The following is an 18,220-nucleotide window of genomic DNA, read 5'->3' as shown; positions in this document are numbered from 1 at the left end:
TCATGCTCTAGTGCTTACAATAGCATCCGCGCGGGCTCAATGATTCCCGGGAGATAAACCGGTATGACGGAACTGAGGTCGATACTAGACGAGGCGGCGCGCCAGGGGCTGATTTCGTCGGAAGCGGGCGGGCGGCTTCTGCCGTTTCTGACCGAGCGTGGCGTGTCTGTTGTTGAGACGCAGAAGGCAGTCGCAGCCGAGGAGCGGGCCTGGTCGGACACCGAGACGCCGCGCTTCGTGCGCGGCTTTCACGACGTGCTGATCACCATCGGTGTTATCGTCGCGCTCGTCGGCCTCTGGGGCCTGGCGCCGCTTTACGCCGTGCCGGTCGCTATCATCGTGCTTTCGGAAATCCTGGTGCGCCGCCAGCGGCTCGCCTTGCCGGCTGTCAGCCTGACAATCGCGCTGTTCTGCTGGACATTTTTGCTGATGTCCCGCGTCTTCACGCCATGGACCTCCGAAATCGGGGCGGATCTGACGCAGTTCGTCGCCGGCTTTCCGATCCTGCTCGGCGTCTATTATGCCCGCTATCGCGTGCCCCTGTCGCTGGCGCTCACTATCATGTCGACGCTTGCCTTGGTGCTCACGCTGCTTTTGCGCCTGGTGCAATGGCTAAGCGGCAATCCCGCGTTTTTCGTCGATCATCTTGGCGTGCTGGCCGCTGTCGCTTTCGTCTGCGCGCTCGGCCTGTTCGCGACGGCGCTATATTTCGATCTCGGCGACCGGCTGCGGCGGACGACGCGTTCGGATATCGCCTTCTGGCTGCATCTCGGCGCAGCGCCGGCGCTGCTCTACAGTGCCGTCTCGCTACTATCGTTCGGGGAAGCCGGCCGTATCTTCGACCTGGCGAACATGTCGGCCCGGACTCCCGTGGTCGTCGCGACCGTGGCGGCGCTGATGCTGATCGGCCTGGTCATCGATCGTCGCGCCTTCGTCACGTCGGGGCTGCTGTCTCTCGGCGTTGCGATCTTCAGCGTCGTCCGCAAGGGAAATGCGACCGTCGATACCTACATCTTCACGACGCTGATCGTTGTCGGCGCGATCGTGCTCATTATCGGAACGGGTTGGATGCCGCTTCGGCGGCTGGTGCTCAGGGCACTGCCGCCGGCAATCGCAAACAGGCTGCCGCCGGGTTAAGGCGGCAGCGATTTTATCAGGTATTGAAACGGAAGTGGATGACGTCGCCGTCCTGGACGACGTATTCCTTGCCTTCGTCGCGCGCCTTGCCGGCATCCTTGGCGCCAACTTCGCCGTTGTACTTGATGTAATCGTCGTAGGCGATGGTGTTGGCACGGATGAAGCCGCGTTCGAAATCCGAGTGGATGACGCCGGCGGCCCGCGGCGCCTTGGTGCCGCGCTCGATCGTCCAAGCGCGCGTTTCCTTCGGGCCGACGGTGAAATAGGTGATGAGGTCGAGCAGCTTGTAGCCGGCGCGGATCAGCCGGTCGAGGCCCGCCTCGTCAAGGCCGAGGGCAGAGAGGAATTCCTTGGCTTCCTCTTCGGCAAGCTGGGCGACCTCAGCTTCGATCGCCGCCGAGATAATGACGGTTTCGGCGCCCTGCTCCTTCGCCATGGCGGCGACGGCGGCGGTGAATTCGTTGCCGGTCGAGGCATCGCTTTCGGCGACGTTGCAGACGTAGAGCACCGGATGCGAGGTGAGGAGGTTGAGGCCCTTGAGGATAGCGATCTCCTCGGCATCGAGCTTCGACAGCAGCGTGCGCACCGGCTTGCCTTCGTTGAGCAGCTTCAGCGAGGCTTCCATAATCGGCAGCATCGCCATCGACTCCTTGTCCTTGCTGGTGGCGCGCTTGCGCGTCTGCTCAGTGCGACGCTCCAGGCTCTCGAGATCGGCGAGCATCAGCTCGGTCTCGATCGTCTCGGCATCGGCGACGGGATTGATGCGGCCCTCGACATGGGTGATGTCGCTGTCTTCGAAGCAGCGCAGCACATGCACGATCGCATCGACTTCGCGGATATTGGCGAGGAACTGGTTGCCGAGGCCTTCACCCTTCGAGGCACCGCGCACCAGGCCGGCGATATCGACGAAAGAAATGCGGGTCGGGATCAGTTCCTTGGATTTGGCGATGTCGGCCAGCTTGCGCATGCGCGGATCGGGCACGGCGACTTCGCCGGTGTTCGGCTCGATGGTGCAGAAGGGGTAGTTCGCCGCCTGTGCAGCCGCCGTCTTGGTGAGCGCATTGAAGAGGGTCGATTTGCCGACGTTCGGCAGACCGACGATGCCGCATTTGAAGCCCATGGCTTGATCCATATCTATTGGTAACTTTGCCCTGCCTATGCGGGAATGGCCGGCTCGGGTCAAGGGTTTGCGGCACGAATCGAAAAAGCAAGGCCAGCCGGTTTGAAGGTAAGGCGGTTTAGCCTTACCTTTTGGCGGAAAGGATACAGCTGACATGGCAACCCTGAAAGTGACAGCAAAAGGACAGGTCACCTTGAGAAAAGAAGTGCTTCGGCACCTCGGGATCAGGCCCGGCGATAAAATCGACGTTGATCTCCTGGCTGGTGGCAAGCTTGAGGTCGTTGCGGTCAAAACGCAGCCGGCCAGCGGTTCCATCGAGAATTTCTTCGGAAGTCTCGAGAACAAGGGCAATATTCATGCGACGCTCAAGGAGATCGATGAGGCCATAAAGGCGGGCTGGGCTGGCGAGGTCGGCATCGCTGATGATCGTTGATACGAATGTGCTCGTGCGGGCGGCCGTGGATGACGATCCGAAGCAAACGGAACATGCAAGGATATTGATGCGCGAGGCTGAGCGGCTGTTCGTCTCCAACCTGACGTTCTGCGAGTTCGTCGGGGTCGTCGGCCGGATTTATCGTAAAAGCGCCTCCGAGATCGCTGCGACCATCCGGCTGCTGTTAGCCGACAGGAAGATCGTCTACGACAGAGCAGCTGTCGAGGCTGGATTGTCCTTCCTCGATGCCGGCGGTGATTTCGCCGATGGCGTCATTGTCTTCGAAGGCCGCAGGCTTGGCGGGGAAGTATTCGCGACCTTCGACAGGAAGGCTGCCGCCATCGTCGAAAGCGCCGGGCGAGCCTGCCTGCTGCTCTCGTCGGAATGATATTCCGTCATTGAACTGCCGTGCTGACGATGCAATATAGTCCGGCGGATGTTTCTTCCGCCTTTTCATGTCATCAACGGGTGGATTTTCCGATGACTGACAATGACGTTGCCCTGAAACCGAAGACCAAGGTGAAGCCGAAGCTGGACAAGCCGAAGCTCTACAAGGTCATTCTCGTCAACGACGATTACACGCCGCGCGAATTCGTCATTGTGATCCTGAAGGTCGTCTTCCGTATGAGCGAGGAGACGGGTTACCGAGTGATGATGACGGCGCACAAGCTCGGCTCCTGCGTGGTCGTGGTCTGCGCCAAGGACATTGCCGAGACCAAGGCCAAGGAGGGTATCGACCTTGCCAAAGAGATGGGTTTCCCGCTGATGTTCACCACAGAGCCCGAGGAATAGCCTTTCAGCTCACGGTCGGCGGATCTGATAGCCGGTCTTGTCCTGCAGGAAGCCGCAATTTTCGTAGAACCGCAGCGTCACCGGGTTCTTCGAGCCGGTGAGCAACATCACCTTATAGCAGCCGGCCTTCCAGGCCTCATTCACCGCATGGCCGACGACGGCGCCTGCATAGCCGCGCCGGCGGTGCTCGGCGTGGGCGACGACGTTTTCGATCAGCGCATAAGAGGCGCCGCCGCGCGTCAAGTTCGGCACGATGATCAGCGTGACGGTGGCGGCGGCGTGAGGGCCGGCAAAGCCGATGAATACAGTTATGCCGGGCTGGGCGAGAATGGCGGAAAAGCGCTCCTCGGCCATGGTCCCGTCGAGAATGGGATCGGTCGGATTCAGATGCCGGTAGAGGACGGTCAACCCATTGAGATCGTCGGGAGCGGCACTGCGGATGGTAAAATCCCGGTCTGGCAGCGGCCTCATTCCCCCTTGTTGCCGAACATCTTTTTCAGCATCTCTGCCATCGGGCCGCTGGTCGGCAGCTTCGGCTGATTGCTGTTGCGGGCCTGGCGGATATGCGACTGGCCGGCCGGCTTCTTGTCGCTATCCTTGCTTTCCTTTCGCGGCTTCTCTTCCTCGGCCTTGCCACCCAACGCCAGGGCGATCTTGTTCATCAGCTGTGAATCCTCGTTTCGCACCAGCATGTCGGCATTGTCGGCCAGCGTTTCGAGAAGCGGCTCCAGCCACGCCCGGTCGGCCTTGGCGAAATCGCCGAGCACGTGGTTCTGCACCATCTCCTTGACGCCGGGATGGCCGATGCCGAGGCGCAGCCGCCGGTATTCCTTGCCGCAATGGGCGTCCAGCGACCTGATGCCGTTGTGGCCGCCATGGCCACCGCCGGTTTTCAGCCGCGCCTTGCCAGGGGGCAGGTCGAGTTCGTCATAGATCGCGACGAGCTCGGCGGGCTGGAGCTTGTAGAAGCGCATCGCCTCGCCGACGGCCTCGCCGGAGAGGTTCATGTAGGTCTGCGGCTTGATCAGCAGGACCTTGTCGCCGCCAAGTTCTCCCTCCGCAATTTCGGCCTTGAACTTCTTCGACCAGGGCGAGAAGCCGTGGCGCCGATGGATGGCGTCGACGGCCATGAAGCCGATATTGTGGCGGTTGCCGGCGTATTTGCCGCCGGGATTGCCGAGACCCGCGATGATCAGCATGGCCTGTCGTCCTCGCTTAAGCTTTTCCGACGTTCACCACCCGGAAACGGGAGCAAAGTCAAGCGGAAAGGCAGTGGAGAACCGGGCGGTATCAGTCCGACAGGTTCATACCGTATTTCTGGAAGATCTGCTTCTGGTCGCCATCGGCAATCAGCTTGTTGAGCGCAGCCTGCATCTTGGCGAGCAGATCGTCGGGAAAGCTCTTCTCGCAGGCGATACCCATGGGCTGGGAGGAGAGCACGGTTACGATCTCCACCGGCTGATCGGCCTTCAGCTTTTCGAAATAGAGTTCGGAGATCGGCATCATGTCGATGCGACCGCTGAGCAGCTTGCGCAGCGTGGCGTTGAAGTCACTGGCGACGTCCAGCTTGGTGAAACCCTTCTCCTTCAGGATCGTCTCGGTGTAGTCCTCGCGCTGGGTGCCGATCGTATATTTCTTTGCTTCGTCGAGATTGCTGGCGGTGACGCCCGAACCCTTGCGGGTGATCAGGATGTTTCGGTCGATGAGCAGCGGCTCGACCCATTTGAACAGCGGATCGCGCGCGCTATTGTGGGCGGTGGCGAAAACACATGTCATCGGCGCAGTGCGGGCAAGGCCGAAAGCACGCGCCCAAGGCATGACTTCGATCGTATAGTCGACGCCGATCGCGGCCATCACCTTTTCGACCTGCTCGACCGTCGCGCCTTTGATCTCTTTGCCTTCGCGATAGTTGAAGGGGGCGTAATCCTCGGTCGTGAAAGCAACCGTCTGTGCGTGGGCGGCGCAAGGCAGCGCCAGCCATGCGAGAAGCAGGAGCTTTTTCATCGTGTCGTCTCCTTCGTTCTTCGTTTACGAGGCGCGTGCGACGGCTGATTGCGGGGCCATCAGTTCCTCAATGAGTGCGGCTGCGTGCTGTGGACGATGGAAGAGATAGCCCTGGCCATAGTCCAGACCCATCTGGTGAAGCGTGCGGCATTCCTCTTCCGTCTCGATGCCCTCGGCGATGACGGTGCAGTTCATCTTGTGGGACAAGGTGGTGATGCCTTCGATCAGCATGCGGCTCTTCTGGCGCACGTCGTCATCGCCGTCGTTGATCGCGCGGGTGAAGGACTGATCGATCTTGATGATATCGACAGGGAAACGGTTGAGGTAGCTGAGCGACGAGTAGCCGGTGCCGAAATCGTCGAGCGCGATGCGGCAGCCGAAGCGGCGAAGCTCGGTGACGATCATGCGAATCTGCGGGTTGTCGTGCATCAGCACGGCTTCCGTGATCTCGACCACGATGCGCTCGGGGCGGATGCCATGGCGACCGACGATCGCGGCTAGACGGGCCGGCAGAGCCGGCTCGAACTGCAGCGGCGAGAAGTTGATGGCCAGGTAGGTATCCTGCATCCCCGATATGCGAGAGATTTTCGCGAGATTGGAAATCGCCTTTTCCATGATGACGTTGCCGACGCGGACGATCTTGCCCGTCTCCTCGGCGACGCTGATAATTTCGGCTGGCGGCATCAGACCTTTCTGCGGATGGTTAAGGCGCATCAGCGCCTCGAAACCGGCAATGCCGCGGCGGTTGAGATTGACGATCGGCTGCAGGAAGGCTTCAAACCAATTGTCGACGAAGCCGGCTTCGATATTGGCCTCGATTTCGGCGCGGCTGCGGGCGCGGTCGAGCATGGCTTTGTCGAAGAGCTGTGCGCCGTTCTTGCCGTCCCGTTTCTTGGCATACATCGCCATGTCGGATTTCTGCAGCAGCTCGGCCGCGGTCGCGGCGTGATGTGGGTAGATGGCGATGCCGATGGACGCGCTCAGATGCATGTCCGGGGCAAATGGCGTTTCGAAGATTGAGGCGATCTGCTCGCACATCGCCTTTGCGCGCGTTTCGGCGTCCTTTGCAGGCAGCAGGATGGCGAACTCGTCGCCGCCGAGACGGGCCGCCTCGTCGGAGGGGGCAAGATGGGTCTTCAGGCGCTCGACGAGTTCGATCAGCGCCGTGTCGCCGGCAGCGTGCCCCATATTGTCGTTGATCCACTTGAAGCGGTCGAGATCGACGAAGAGGCAGGCGAGTTCCTGGCCGGCGGCGTCTGCGGCAGCGATCTTGTTATCAAGCACCGCCTCGAAGCCTTGGCGGTTGAGAAGCCCGGTCAGATGGTCGGTGATTGCCTGGCGATGGTTGCGGTCCTCCGAAGCCTTGAGCTCGGTCACATCCGTCATGACGGACAGCGAGAGGCGATCGTGAGCGCCGGCGGCCGCTTCCGATTCCATGATGAGGACGTCCATGGTGCGGCCGTCGCGGCAGACGAATTTGACGGTGACCGTCATGCCGTTTTCAGCGTAGCGGCGCTTGACGAATTTATTGCGGCTGTTCGGCGTGACCAGATCTGCAAAATTGCGGCCAATGACGTCGGCGCGACTATAACCGGTGGCGAGCAGCCAATAGTCGCTGACGGCAGTGATGCGGTCTTCCTCATCGAGCGAGAAGAGCATGGCGGGCGTCAGATTGTAGATGTCGGTGGCGCGGCGATGGGCGAGCTTCAGCTCCTTCTCCTCGCTTTCCAGCTTGGTTTGCATCTCGTTGAAGCTGCGGGCAAGCCGTCCCATCTCGTCGTTTGACTGCCAGTCGACATGATGGCGCGAGCCGAGCTGCCGGGTGGCCTCGATCGCCGCCGTCAGACGCATCAGCGGCTGGATGACGAAGAACCGGTTGCCGATCAACGCTGTGCCGAAAACGGTCAGAACCGCGAAGATGAAGATCGAAATGAAGACGACCTCTTCCTGCTTCAGACCGGAAAACAGCCCGAGGGCGGGATAATAGACGCTGATGCTGCCGAGGTTCTTCGGACCGTCGACGGTATTGTAGATGATGGCACGCGACACCTGCACGAGCTTGCCGTCAAAGGAACGCGGAATGGTAGATTGGCTGACGTCAAGCTGACCCGACTGATCCCGCACCTCGACCTTGACGATGGCGCCCTGGGAAACGACCGTCGCGCTGATCTGGGTGACGCTTTCCTCATCGAGGTCCCAGAGCGGTTTTGCCAGGGCTTGAGCATTGGCGACAAGAAGAACAGAGATATGGTCGCGTATTTCTTTATCGGCGCGTTCCGAGGAAAGAAAAAGGAAAAGAACAAAAAGCGGAGCGACAAAAACAAGCAGCGCTCCGCAAACAATCCCAAAAAACCTGTTCTCAACGGAATTGTTCATGGTTCCGTCTACTCCCCCAGGCCGGCATATTTGCTGTCGCGCGTTCAGGCCGGCTTCTTCGCAGCTGACGGCCCATGCTTTCATGAATATGTTAAATGTTGCTGAAACGGAGGCTTGGCAGGCAATGAAAAGCCCGCCTTCCCCGTGAACTGGTTCTCGAAAGTTGGATGACGACTTTCGGGAGCCACTTCACCGGGGAAGGCGGGCCATATGCTTTGCAACTGGTCGAAGCGATCAGGCTTCGGCTTCGCCTTCAGCTTCCGCGGCGCTCTCATCGACGCCGGCAGCCGGAGCGACGATGGTCGCGACCGTGAAGTCGCGGTCGATGACCGGGCTGACGCCCTTCGGCAGGGTGACTTCCGAAATATGGATGCTGTCGCCGATCTTCTTGCCGCTAAGGTCGATGTTGAAGAATTCCGGGATCGCATCGGCCGGGCAGTGAACTTCAACTGCGTGGCGGACGATGTTCAGAACGCCGCCGACCTTGAGGCCCGGAGACTTCGCTTCATTGATGAAGTGAACCGGGATTTCGACGGTCACCTGTGTGTTGCCGGAGACGCGCAGGAAATCGACATGCAGCGTGAAGTCGCGGACCGGATCGAGCTGGTAGTCCTTCGGCAGAACCTTGTACTTCTTGCCGTCGACTTCGATGGTCGCCACGGTGGTCATGAAGCCACCGGCGTGAATGCGCTTCGTCACCTCATTGGTGTTGAGAGCGATGGCAATGGGGGCCTGCTTGTCACCATAGATGACAGCGGGAATCAAACCGTTGCGGCGAAGTTCACGGGCGGACCCCTTACCAACCCGTTCGCGCGCCTCGGCCTTGAGCTCGTAAGTTTCCTGGCTCATGGCTATTCCTTTCGAGGTTATTTGGAGAGTTCGGCGGCAGGCAAAAACCCAGTTCCGTCGAACCGGAGGCGGGTTTTCCCATCCTCATCCGCGTTGCCTCCAAGGGTGTCTACGCGGACCGGTGGCCTATAGTATAAGTCGCCCGGAAACGCAAGTTGCCGATTGCGCCGGTTTTTCGGCGATGGAGGGGCTTTCGCCGGGGCGCTTCATCATCGGTGAGAGCGAACTCGCCCAGATTGCATCCGCACCCATCCCAATGCGAGAACCTTGTTGAAATCACTCGCGATCTGCACCTGGTCAAACGCAAAATTGCCAGTGCTTATCGCCACTTGGCTTGACATTGCCGCGCTTCGCATCTTTGGATGGCCGCAATCAAAAAGTGGCTGAGGAGAAAACCAGACCATGCGTCTCAAACTTGTCACGGCAACGAGTATTCTTGCCCTTTGCCTTTTCACCGGGGCCGAGGGCGCGGAGATCAACCAGGAGGGCGCCAACGCGGTCAAAGAGACCCTGACGAAGCTGCTTCCGCAGGATTTGGCAAAAAGCGGCTTCATCACCGTCAATCCGGCCGGCACGCGCTATGAGGTCATCTACGATCTGGCGAAGCTGCTTACCAAGGCGGATCCGGCGACGTTTACGATCACAGGGTTGACACCGTTTTCGATGTTCGCCACGCCGCTCGACAGTGGCCTCTGGAACATCGAAGGCGACAACAGGCTCAACGTCTCGGGCCATTTCAAGGGTCCAGACCAGAAGCCGACGGATTTCACCTATTCTATCGCGTCGCTTGTTTATTCCGGCGTCTTCGACCCGGCGATCAGCTATCTGCGCTCCGGCACCTTCGCGGCCAAAGACATCAAGGTGGCCAGCAAGACCGAAACGGAGGAGGTCCATGCCAGCATCGCCAGCATGGATCAGAAGCTGAGTTCGACCGACAGCGCAGGCGGCCATGGACGTATCGATTTCGCCGGCAGTGGCTCGATGTCCGATTTCGTCGAGCAGGTTTCCGGCCTGCAAATGCCGCCTATCGAACTTCGTGCCGGCTCGATCAATGTCGAGGCCAAGGTGAACGGCCTGCCGGCCAAGCAGATTCGTGAGATGGTCTTCTTCGTGCTCGACCATCTCGATGAGAAGGAATTGAGCCCGGAAAACAGCGACAAGATAAAGGGAATAGTGAAGGAAGCCTTCCCGCTTCTGACCTTGTTCAGCGAGACGATCGGCGTCAACGACCTGACCGTCAGCAGCGAGATGGGCAAGGGCGGCGCCAAGGCATTCGGCTACAACCTCGCCATCGACGGGCCGAGTGACGCCATGCGTTTCGGCTTCGGCATGAATGCGCAGGAGATCAGCCTCGACACGCCGCTGATGCCGGCAAACTATTCGGCCTTCATGCCGAGCAACTTCGATTTCCAGCTCGCGCTTCCGAATCTGGATTTCGCAAGCTTCGGCGACGCCCTCATGGCGATGGATTTCAAAGATTCGGCGTCCGAGAAGACCGGCGAGGAGATGGCGAAGAAGCTCTTCCGCGATGGCCGGCTTGCCGTCGAGTTTCCGAAGATCAGTGCCAAATCGCAGGTCTATGACGTCGATATAACCGGCAGGATCGAAGGTCGCGTCGATACCGAGAAGGACTATTCGATGGAGGCGACGATCCTTGCCCGCGATCTCGACAAGACGATCGCGGCGGTTCAGGAGCTTGCCAAGACGGACCCCGACCTCAACCAGGTCTCCTTCGGCATCATGATGGTGAAGGGCTTTGCCAAGACCGATCCGGATGGCCGTTCGCGCTGGGACGTGAGCATCAGCCGCGACGGTTCCGTGGCGGTCAATGGCCAGCAGATCAAGGGACCGGATGGTCCGGATCAGGACCAGGATCAGGGGCTGGAGTCGGACGAGCAGCAGGAACAGGATCAAGGTCAGGACGTAGTCCCTGCGCCGCCGCAGCAGCCTTGAAGGTTCTCGATTGGACCCAGAAATGAAAGAGGCCGGACTTGTGCCGGCCTTCAGGCTGCTGACAAACCACTGCAGAAGCCGTGACGCCATCCTCGGCCTTGTGTGCCCAGGATCTGCCCCGGCTGATTAAATCTGAAAATAATGCTTTCCTGCCAAGGAATTGCAGAGGTCAGATGCTCGGCACAAGGCTAGGCATGACGGAGGAGACTTTTTAATCGAAGAGGCTGGAGACGGACTCTTCCTGGCTCGTGCGGCTGATGGCTTCGCCGATCAGCGGGGCCGTCGTCACGACGCGGATATTGTGCGCTGAAAGCACCGCCGTTGTCGGCTGGATCGAATCGGTGATGACGAGCTCACGCAGCTTCGAGGAGGTGACGCGGGTAACCGCGCCGCCCGAGAGAACGCCGTGCGTGATATAGGCGGTGACGCTGGAGGCACCCTGGGCGAGCAGTGCGTCGGCCGCATTGCAGAGGGTGCCGCCGGAATCGACGATGTCGTCGATCAGCAGGCAGTCCTTGCCGGTGACGTCGCCGATGATGTTCATGACTTCGGATTCACCTGGCCGATCGCGACGCTTGTCGACGATGGCCAGAAGACAGTCCAGCCGTTTGGCGAGCGCGCGTGCGCGCACCACGCCGCCGACGTCGGGCGAGACGACCATGACATTGCTGAGGTCATAATGGCTCTTGATGTCGCGCGTCAGCACGGGCAGGGCGAAGAGGTTGTCTGTGGGTATATCGAAGAAGCCTTGGATCTGACCGGCATGGAGATCGAGCGTCATGACGCGATCGGCGCCGGCTTCGGTAATCAGGTTGGCAACCAGCTTGGCGGAGATCGGCGTGCGGCCGGATGCGCGGCGGTCCTGACGGGCATAGCCGAAATAGGGAAGAACGGCGGTGATGCGGCGTGCCGACGAACGACGCATCGCGTCGATCATGATCAGCAGCTCCATCAGGTGGTCGTTGGCGGGAAAGGCGGTGGGCTGCACGAGGAAAACGTCCTCGCCGCGCACGTTTTCCTGGATTTCCACGAAGATTTCCTGGTCGGCAAACCTTCGGACACTGGCTCTTCCCAAAGGAACATTGAGATAGTTGCAGATCGCTTCGGCGAGTTGCCGGTTCGAATTGCCTGCGAAAACCTTCATTTTGGTCCGCCTGTTATGCGCTGATAGCCGCGCTTTTTAGTCAGCTTCCCAGTGAATGCAAGGGCAAAGGCGCCACAGACTTTCATATTTGCAAAAAGTTTGTGACTAACCGCCCTGAGTTTGCCGCCAGGAGGTGAATTCCGCGATGGTTTTCGAGGCGATCTGCTGCATCACCGAAGCCGGGACACCCGCCCAAGGGTCGGCGGCGGCCGTCGGTACGCTTTCCTGCCCCTGGATGCGGTGCAGGCGGGCGCCGCCACCGTCGAGAATGTCCCAGACATAGACGACGGTGACCTTGCCGTCGTCGCTGAAAGCGGAGAGATAGCCTTTGAGGATGTAATCGCTGCTCGTGTCGTTCGAGCTCTTGATGGAAAGGCCATGGGCGCGCGCCTCGGCGCCGAGTTGGCGCGAGAGCGGAGTCACGGCTTGCACCGGCGCCCCGATGATCGGCAGGAAGCGCACGGTATTGCCGCGCGCGGATGATGTGCCGGGGGTGAGGGCGGCGGTCTGCTGCGGTTGCTGCGCGTCAAGCCGCTGGCCGGGCTGTGTTGGCGATCCGGCGCCGGCGGCAGCCGGCGGCAGCGCCTGTCCCTTGATCGGAGCGGAGGCGGCGGGCGAGGAGCCGTTCCTCGACAGCGCGTCTGCCTGCTCCTGCATCGTCGTCGGGGGCGCGCCGCTGCCGGGTCGATAGGTTCTTTGCGATTGATCATAGGCCGGATGATAGCCACTCGGCTGTGTGCTCCCGGCAAAAACCGGCTGTCGGGTGCCGGCCAGACGTTCTGCCTCGCCCTGCGTCACCGGACTTGACGGCGGAGTTCCGGAGGATTCGCCAATTCCGACTTGCGGCGTCAGCGCGTCGGTGGTGTTGCAGGCGGTCAGCAGAGCCATGACGAACAGGAGCGTGGGCGCAGTCGCAGCTCGCGTCATCCCGTGATCCGTCCTTCCCACAATCGTATCAGCCCGCCCGGATTTATGCGGGCGGGGATGGTCCTCTGTCAATTCCGGATTCTCACCGGTCAGTCCCGGTCTTCAAAGGCCGATGAAATCGAGCGAATGACGGGAAAGTGTGCGCGGCGCATCCGCCGTCGTCAGGTAGGTCTGTCCGAGCGTCATTGCCGTGCCGGTATCGGAATCGGCAATGATCATGTGCACGAAGAGCGACATGTTCGGCTCGATCGGCTGCGGATTGCCGACATGGAACATCTGGTGCTCCATCCAGGAGGGCGAGAAGCGGGCGCCGAGCGAATAACCGCAAGCATTCAGCCGGTGTCGGGCAAGGCCACGCTCGTCCATGATCCTGGCATGGATGTCGAAGACGTCGCCGAAGGTGTGGCCGGGCTTCAGCACGGTCTCGATCGCCTCAATGGTTTCGCGGCAGGCATTGTAGAGCTCTCGATGGCGTTGCATCGGCTCGCCGATGACGATCGTGCGCATCATGGCGGCATGATAATGCGCATAGGTGCCGGCCCATTCCAGCGTCAGCTGGTCGTTGGCGTCGAGCTTGCGGCGGCCGGCCTTGTAGCGGCAGAGCAGGGCGTCGGCAGCGGAGCCGATGATGAACTCGTTGGCGGGATAATCGCCGCCGCCGGAAAAGACCGCACCCTGCATGGCGGCGAGGATATCGGCCTCGTCGGCGCCCGGTTTCGTTAGCCGGATTGCGGCGTCGAGCGCGTCGTCCGCGAGAGCGGCAGCGCGCTCGACATAGGCGACTTCCGTCGGGCTCTTGACGAGACGAAGACGGCTGACGAGATAGGAGGCGTCGACGATCTGGCCGAAAGTGGTCAACTGCGCGTCGAGCAGGCGGGCGATGCGGCCGGTCATCCCGTGCGTATCATATTCCACGCCGATGCGTGCGCCGAGCAGATCCATCTCGACCAGGAGGTTCTTCAGGTCGAGCGTCGGATCGGCATTGACCCTGTCGACCCAGATGTGGATGTCTTCGAGGATCGAAGTGTGTTTGGCCTGGCGGAGATCGGCCGAGCGGGTGATCAGCGCCATCGTACCGTCGCTCTTGACGACCAGCGTCTGGAAAAAGCAGTAGCCGAAGGTGTCGTAGCCGGTCAGCCAATACATGCTTTCCTGGGCGAAGAGCAGCAGGGCGTCGAGCTTTTCTTCCTTCATCTTCTCGGTGAGGCGTGCCAGCCGGCTTGCGAACTCGGCCTTTTCGAAATGCAGTGCCATTCTGCTCAAGTCTCCCTGATTGATATCGCTGAAATCTGGCGGCCGTAGTCCGGCTCGTTGCGATGTGTCGTCCTGCGATAGGAAAAGAAGCGCTCGCTATCCGGATAGGTGCAGAGCCCGAGGTTTTCGGCCTGCACACCAGCCCGCGTCAGCCTGTCGATCGTCAGCGCCGGTAGATCGAACATGGCGCGGCCCGGCGTTGCGGACGGCGTGAAAAAGCGTTCGTAGTCCGGATTTTCGGCGACGAAGCGATCGACGAATTCCGGCCCGACCTCGTAACTCGCCTGACTGATCGAGGGGCCGAGGCAGGCCAGTAGGCTGGCGCGATCGGCCCCCAGGGCTTCCATGGCCGCAATGGTGTTTTCGAGAACACCGGTCAGCGCGCCCTTCCAGCCGGCATGGGCGGCGCCGATGACGCGATTTTCGGGATCGACAAAGAGGACCGGACCGCAATCGGCGGCCAGCACGCCAAGCGCAATGCCGGGAACTGCCGTCACCATCGCGTCGGCGTCGGGGCGGGCGCCGTCGTAATCGGCGCCAATCGTCACGACGTCGGGCGAATGCACCTGATGAACAGTTGCCAGCCGCTCGAGCGGCAGGTCGAACCAGGCGGCGACGCGGCGGCGATTTTCCATGACGTTCCGGCGCTCGTCGTTGGAGCCGAGGCCGACATTGAGACCGCGATAGATCCCTTCGGAAACACCGCCGGCCCGGGTGAAATAACCGTGGCGGATGGTGCCGCCCGTCGCTTCGTTCAGCAGCGGGCTTTGGATCGGTGCGGGAGAGGCCGCGTCCTGCATCTGTAATTCCGGGTTTTCGAGGGGTTTGTTTTGTCCCGAGCGCATCGCGTCTGCGGCGCGCTTCAAGTTCCTGTTTCGCGCGGATGTTGGCTCAGCCGCGTGCGCCCTGTCAATCCACCGGGCGAAAGGGCATGAGATCGACGGCAGGATGGGAGACCGCCATCACCTTGAAGAGTTCACCCATCCGGCCCTCACCGGCGCCGGCAAGCCTGTCGACCGCCGATTGAATGACCTGCTGGGTCTGCGGCTCGCGGTCACGCCCGAGGGCTGCGGCGCGTTCGAGAATGCCGAGGCCGGTCAGAAAGTCACCCTGGTGCAGGGCGCCGTTCAGATGGAGGCCGGCCGTCAGTGCCGTCTCGGCGAGCTGCTGGAAATCGACATGGCTCGTCAGGTCAGCTTCGCCGGGATGGGCGAGCGGCGGGTCGAATTCATGCATGCGCACCGCTTGCAGCGTATCGCCGAAGCCGGTGACGAGATGGCCGTAGTCGACGACCAGCGCCGTGCCGCCGAAGGCGCGCAGCCGCTCGCAGATCGCCATCATCACGGCCTGGCGGGCGGGTGAGATCTCGAAGAGCGTGCCGAGCGGCAGGTTCTGCACCGGTTCCGGCAGTAGGGCCGGATCGAGGCCCGCGACACCTGCGGCAAAGGTCAGTTCGCCATCGGCGTCAAGCCCGACCATGCGCTCGCGGAAACCCGTTTGCGTGCGGACGAACTGTCGGATCGGGATTGCGTCGAACAATTCGTTGGCGGCAATCAGCGTGAAGCCGGGCGGGACCTCATCGAAGCCACCGTGCCACGCGATCCTTTCGCCATAAGCTTCGAGTGTCTGGCTCTGGACGTCGCGCAGGCGCTCGCTGGTTTCGACGAGATGCACGCCCATCGTGTCAAACAGCGGCGGGGCGATGCGGGCGATGACACGCAGCATATCCGCCATCATCGTGCCGCGGCCAGGCCCGATCTCGACAAGGCGCACATCTGCCTGCGTGCCGTGGCGCTGCCAGGCATGGACGACGAAGACGCCGATCATCTCGCCGAAGATCTGGCTGACTTCGGGCGCGGTGACAAAATCGCCGGACCGGCCGAAGGGTTCTCGGGTGCGGTAATAGCCGTGCTCGGGATCGGCGAGGCAGAGCGAGAAATAGTCGGTGACGCTGATCGGGCCGTTGGCCTGGATGATCGCCTTGATCTTTTCGCCTAGAGCGGTGGTCATGTCGCGCGTCCTGCCGGTTTAGAGCTGCGGCGCGGCCTGGCGGCGGGCCCGCAGGATCGCCCAGAGGCCGAGCAGGATCATCGGGGAGGAGAGGACCATACCCATGGTCAGCCAGTTCGTGCCGAGGAGGTAACCGAGCTGGGCGTCCGGCTCTCGGAAGAACTCGACGAAGATGCGCGACAGTGCATAACCGCAGACGAAGACGCCCGTGATGAAGCCAGGGCTTTTCAGCGCACGCATGCCATAGACGAGGGCGGCAAGCACCAGGAGCAGAACAATGCCCTCAAGGCCGGCCTCGTAGAGCTGGCTCGGATGGCGGGCGAAGGGCCCGCCGGTCGGGAAAACCACGGCCCAGGGGACGTCGGTCAGCCGGCCCCAGAGCTCACCGTTGATGAAATTGGCGATGCGGCCGAAGAACAGGCCGAAGGGAACGACGGCGGCGACGATATCGAACAGGCTCCAGATCGGAATGGCATTGCGGCGAGCAAAGATGATCATGGCAATCGTCGTGCCGGTCAGGCCGCCGTGGAAGGACATGCCGCCGTTCCAGATTTCGACTGCGCGGATGGGATCGCGCAGGACAGCGGAGAGGTCATAGAAGAAGATATAGCCGAGACGGCCGCCAAGCACGACGCCGAGGGCGGCCCAGACGATGAAATCGTCGAGCTGCGTCTTCGTCATCGGCGATCTATTGCCCGGCCAGAGACTGTCGTTGGCGGCGAGGCGGCGCGCATAGGCCCAGCCAAGCAGGATGCCGGCGACGTATGCCAGGCCGTACCAGTGAATCGCCAACGGACCGATCGAAAAAGCGATCGGATCGATGTCCGGGAAAGGCATGATCGCAAGGAGATTGGCTGCTGTCGGCAAGGTTTTCCCATCCGTTGAGGTCGGCGGAACATGCCGCCGCGATCCCGGACGGTCAAGTGCATTGTTCGTGATCGCGCCTCGGCTGCCCGCTTCAGGATAAGGCTATCCCGCGCAAAGCGCTTGCATCGCGGGTGGCGAAGCCCTACCTCAATCTTCGGGGCCCTGAAGGGCTGAATTCACCTTATACGAAGGGAGAAAAACGCCATGACGACCGGAACGAACCGCATCATGGACGAGTTCGCCAAGCTGATGACCGATGCGGCAGGTGCCGCGCAGGGCGTCCGCAAGGAGATCGAGACGGCTTTCAACGCCCAGGCCGAGCGTTGGCTGAACAGCATGGACGTCGTCAAGCGCGAGGAATTCGAGGCCGTGCGAGAGATGGCGATCAAGGCGCGCGATGAAAACGAGGCGCTTGCCGCCCGTATCGCGGCGTTGGAGGCCAAGCTCGCCAGCGAGGGCCACTAAATTCAGCTAGGTGCAGATGCGGCGTTGCCTTCATGCCACACGCCGCATCTGTCACAAAAAATTCCAGGTGAGTTTTCCACCTGTGGACACTGCCAAAAAAGCCAATACGCAGAGTCGCTTATTCTCCCTTCTGAATTGAGTTTCGAAGTGCTTTCCACAGCAGGCCTGCCCTATTTTCCCTTCTGGGGGCTGGCAGGTGGCAAGGGTCATTATACACTGATTTTAAATGATGATTCGAAGCGACTTGGTAAGCTCCGGGCAGGTTATCTGCGTTAAGTCTGGCAGCGGTTCAACGATCATCCGATGGTGGTTTCCGGTGTTGCGTGTGTCTTTCTTGTGTTCGTATCCCAAGCTAAGCCGCATTCGTTCCGGTCAAGAAGGTGCTGCATGAACCTGATGGAATTGGAAGTCGAGCGTCAGTCGAACCCGGTCGATATGATCGAGTACGTGGCCTCCAACAACGACTGGTCGTTCGAGCGATCCGGCGAGGACGAGATCGCGATGACGGTCGAGGGACGCTGGGCGGACTATCATGTTTCCTTTTCCTGGATGGAGGAATTCGAGGCGCTGCATCTTGGCTGCGCTTTCGATATCAAAGTCCCCGACATTAGGGTCAACGAGGTGGTCAAGCTGCTCTCGGCGATCAACGGGCAGGTCCTGATGGGTCATTTCGATCTCTGGCGTCAGGAAGATGTCGTCATCTTCAGGCAGTCGCTGCTGCTTGCAGGCGGCGCGGAGCCGACCAATCGCCAGGTAGAGGTGCTGCTTTCCAGTGCGCTCGACACATGCGAAGCCTATTTCCAGGTATTCCAGTTCGTTGTCTGGTCCGGCATGGACGCGGCTAAGGCGATGGAAGCCGTGCTGTTCGAAACGGTAGGCGAGGCATAAG

At 61.0% G+C, this 18,220-nt stretch carries 19 protein-coding genes; 7 read left to right on the top strand and 12 right to left on the bottom strand.

Going from position 1 to position 18,220, the window contains the following annotated elements; all coding sequences use genetic code 11:
* Positions 1-63: 63 nt before the first annotated feature.
* Positions 64-1,137: a hypothetical protein gene (locus tag CO660_RS00715; RefSeq protein WP_097596952.1), complete on the top strand. Its 1,074-nt coding sequence runs from the start codon at positions 64-66 to the stop codon at positions 1,135-1,137.
* Positions 1,138-1,153: 16 nt separating this feature from the next.
* Here CO660_RS00715 and ychF read toward each other — a convergent pair whose 3' ends face one another.
* Complete coding sequence (gene ychF, locus CO660_RS00710) at positions 1,154-2,257, bottom strand: redox-regulated ATPase YchF (protein WP_097597123.1); 1,104 nt, start codon at positions 2,255-2,257, stop codon at positions 1,154-1,156.
* A gap of 154 nt (positions 2,258-2,411) precedes the next feature.
* On the opposite strand from ychF, the gene CO660_RS00705 reads away from it, so the two are divergent.
* The 3 genes from CO660_RS00705 (at position 2,412) to clpS (ending at position 3,482) form a co-directional block, all read left to right on the top strand.
* On the top strand, positions 2,412-2,690 hold the full coding sequence (locus CO660_RS00705; protein WP_097596951.1) for an AbrB/MazE/SpoVT family DNA-binding domain-containing protein: 279 nt from the start codon (positions 2,412-2,414) through the stop codon (positions 2,688-2,690).
* Entirely contained in the window at positions 2,680-3,078 is a 399-nt protein-coding gene (locus CO660_RS00700; protein ID WP_097596950.1) for a type II toxin-antitoxin system VapC family toxin, read from the top strand. The genes CO660_RS00705 and CO660_RS00700 overlap by 11 nt, the downstream gene beginning before the upstream one ends.
* A 92-nt stretch (positions 3,079-3,170) precedes the next feature.
* The gene (clpS, locus tag CO660_RS00695; RefSeq protein ID WP_085780144.1) at positions 3,171-3,482 is read left to right on the top strand and encodes an ATP-dependent Clp protease adapter ClpS; all 312 of its coding nucleotides are present in this window, start codon (positions 3,171-3,173) and stop codon (positions 3,480-3,482) included.
* A 9-nt stretch (positions 3,483-3,491) separates the two neighbouring features.
* On the opposite strand, the gene CO660_RS00690 is transcribed toward clpS, so the two are convergent.
* From CO660_RS00690 to CO660_RS00670, 5 genes are all read right to left on the bottom strand, one after another.
* Complete coding sequence (locus CO660_RS00690; protein WP_097596949.1) at positions 3,492-3,953, bottom strand: GNAT family N-acetyltransferase; 462 nt, start codon at positions 3,951-3,953, stop codon at positions 3,492-3,494.
* A complete protein-coding gene (gene pth, locus CO660_RS00685) occupies positions 3,950-4,681 on the bottom strand; it encodes an aminoacyl-tRNA hydrolase (protein ID WP_097596948.1) in 732 nt (243 codons plus the stop codon). The genes CO660_RS00690 and pth overlap by 4 nt, the downstream gene beginning before the upstream one ends.
* Positions 4,682-4,772: 91 nt before the next feature.
* On the bottom strand, positions 4,773-5,486 hold the full coding sequence (locus tag CO660_RS00680) for a transporter substrate-binding domain-containing protein (protein ID WP_097596947.1): 714 nt from the start codon (positions 5,484-5,486) through the stop codon (positions 4,773-4,775).
* Between the two features lie 24 nt (positions 5,487-5,510).
* A complete protein-coding gene (locus CO660_RS00675) occupies positions 5,511-7,862 on the bottom strand; it encodes an EAL domain-containing protein (protein ID WP_097596946.1) in 2,352 nt (783 codons plus the stop codon).
* A gap of 234 nt (positions 7,863-8,096) precedes the next feature.
* Positions 8,097-8,711: a 50S ribosomal protein L25/general stress protein Ctc gene (locus CO660_RS00670; protein ID WP_085778907.1), complete on the bottom strand. Its 615-nt coding sequence runs from the start codon at positions 8,709-8,711 to the stop codon at positions 8,097-8,099.
* Between the two features lie 402 nt (positions 8,712-9,113).
* Between CO660_RS00670 and CO660_RS00665 the strand changes: the two genes are divergently transcribed.
* A complete protein-coding gene (locus CO660_RS00665; protein ID WP_097596945.1) occupies positions 9,114-10,664 on the top strand; it encodes a hypothetical protein in 1,551 nt (516 codons plus the stop codon).
* A 211-nt stretch (positions 10,665-10,875) separates the two neighbouring features.
* Here the strand turns inward: CO660_RS00665 and CO660_RS00660 are convergent, their stop codons facing one another.
* From CO660_RS00660 to lgt, 6 genes are all read right to left on the bottom strand, one after another.
* Positions 10,876-11,808 carry a ribose-phosphate pyrophosphokinase gene (locus CO660_RS00660; protein WP_011426263.1) on the bottom strand — a complete coding sequence of 311 codons (933 nt, stop codon included), beginning with the start codon at positions 11,806-11,808 and terminating at the stop codon, positions 10,876-10,878.
* Positions 11,809-11,913: 105 nt separating this feature from the next.
* Positions 11,914-12,735: a hypothetical protein gene (locus CO660_RS00655; protein WP_097596944.1), complete on the bottom strand. Its 822-nt coding sequence runs from the start codon at positions 12,733-12,735 to the stop codon at positions 11,914-11,916.
* 102 nt (positions 12,736-12,837) lie between these two features.
* Positions 12,838-13,989, bottom strand: a complete 1,152-nt coding sequence (locus CO660_RS00650) for a Xaa-Pro peptidase family protein (RefSeq protein ID WP_097596943.1) — start codon at positions 13,987-13,989, stop codon at positions 12,838-12,840.
* Positions 13,990-13,994: 5 nt separating this feature from the next.
* The gene (gene pgeF / locus CO660_RS00645; protein ID WP_097596942.1) at positions 13,995-14,789 is read right to left on the bottom strand and encodes a peptidoglycan editing factor PgeF; all 795 of its coding nucleotides are present in this window, start codon (positions 14,787-14,789) and stop codon (positions 13,995-13,997) included.
* Between the two features lie 109 nt (positions 14,790-14,898).
* A complete protein-coding gene (locus tag CO660_RS00640) occupies positions 14,899-15,999 on the bottom strand; it encodes a class I SAM-dependent methyltransferase (RefSeq protein ID WP_097596941.1) in 1,101 nt (366 codons plus the stop codon).
* Between the two features lie 18 nt (positions 16,000-16,017).
* On the bottom strand, positions 16,018-16,866 hold the full coding sequence (lgt, locus tag CO660_RS00635; protein ID WP_097596940.1) for a prolipoprotein diacylglyceryl transferase: 849 nt from the start codon (positions 16,864-16,866) through the stop codon (positions 16,018-16,020).
* Between the two features lie 204 nt (positions 16,867-17,070).
* Between lgt and CO660_RS00630 the strand changes: the two genes are divergently transcribed.
* A complete protein-coding gene (locus CO660_RS00630; protein ID WP_085778900.1) occupies positions 17,071-17,331 on the top strand; it encodes an accessory factor UbiK family protein in 261 nt (86 codons plus the stop codon).
* A 387-nt stretch (positions 17,332-17,718) separates the two neighbouring features.
* Entirely contained in the window at positions 17,719-18,219 is a 501-nt protein-coding gene (locus tag CO660_RS00625; protein WP_097596939.1) for a YbjN domain-containing protein, read from the top strand.
* Position 18,220: the final 1 nt, after the last annotated feature.

The organism is Rhizobium sp. L9, from assembly GCF_002531885.1.
Classification (GTDB): Bacteria; Pseudomonadota; Alphaproteobacteria; order Rhizobiales; family Rhizobiaceae; genus Rhizobium.
The sequence above is the reverse complement of the archived record's forward strand: the minus strand, read 5'-3'. Positions and strand labels throughout refer to the sequence as shown.

Coding starts and splice junctions, on each gene's coding strand:
- CO660_RS00650 (WP_097596943.1), bottom strand. CDS start 13,989: ATGGCACTGCATTTCGAAAAGGCCGAGTTCGCAAGCCGGCTGGCACGC.
- CO660_RS00665 (WP_097596945.1), top strand. CDS start 9,114: ATGCGTCTCAAACTTGTCACGGCAACGAGTATTCTTGCCCTTTGCCTT.
- CO660_RS00705 (WP_097596951.1), top strand. CDS start 2,412: ATGGCAACCCTGAAAGTGACAGCAAAAGGACAGGTCACCTTGAGAAAA.
- pgeF (WP_097596942.1), bottom strand. CDS start 14,789: ATGCAGGACGCGGCCTCTCCCGCACCGATCCAAAGCCCGCTGCTGAAC.
- ychF (WP_097597123.1), bottom strand. CDS start 2,257: ATGGGCTTCAAATGCGGCATCGTCGGTCTGCCGAACGTCGGCAAATCG.
- CO660_RS00630 (WP_085778900.1), top strand. CDS start 17,071: ATGACGACCGGAACGAACCGCATCATGGACGAGTTCGCCAAGCTGATG.
- CO660_RS00675 (WP_097596946.1), bottom strand. CDS start 7,862: ATGAACAATTCCGTTGAGAACAGGTTTTTTGGGATTGTTTGCGGAGCG.
- CO660_RS00670 (WP_085778907.1), bottom strand. CDS start 8,711: ATGAGCCAGGAAACTTACGAGCTCAAGGCCGAGGCGCGCGAACGGGTT.
- CO660_RS00715 (WP_097596952.1), top strand. CDS start 64: ATGACGGAACTGAGGTCGATACTAGACGAGGCGGCGCGCCAGGGGCTG.
- clpS (WP_085780144.1), top strand. CDS start 3,171: ATGACTGACAATGACGTTGCCCTGAAACCGAAGACCAAGGTGAAGCCG.
- pth (WP_097596948.1), bottom strand. CDS start 4,681: ATGCTGATCATCGCGGGTCTCGGCAATCCCGGCGGCAAATACGCCGGC.
- CO660_RS00655 (WP_097596944.1), bottom strand. CDS start 12,735: ATGACGCGAGCTGCGACTGCGCCCACGCTCCTGTTCGTCATGGCTCTG.
- CO660_RS00690 (WP_097596949.1), bottom strand. CDS start 3,953: ATGAGGCCGCTGCCAGACCGGGATTTTACCATCCGCAGTGCCGCTCCC.
- CO660_RS00625 (WP_097596939.1), top strand. CDS start 17,719: ATGAACCTGATGGAATTGGAAGTCGAGCGTCAGTCGAACCCGGTCGAT.
- CO660_RS00660 (WP_011426263.1), bottom strand. CDS start 11,808: ATGAAGGTTTTCGCAGGCAATTCGAACCGGCAACTCGCCGAAGCGATC.
- CO660_RS00700 (WP_097596950.1), top strand. CDS start 2,680: ATGATCGTTGATACGAATGTGCTCGTGCGGGCGGCCGTGGATGACGAT.
- CO660_RS00680 (WP_097596947.1), bottom strand. CDS start 5,486: ATGAAAAAGCTCCTGCTTCTCGCATGGCTGGCGCTGCCTTGCGCCGCC.
- CO660_RS00640 (WP_097596941.1), bottom strand. CDS start 15,999: ATGACCACCGCTCTAGGCGAAAAGATCAAGGCGATCATCCAGGCCAAC.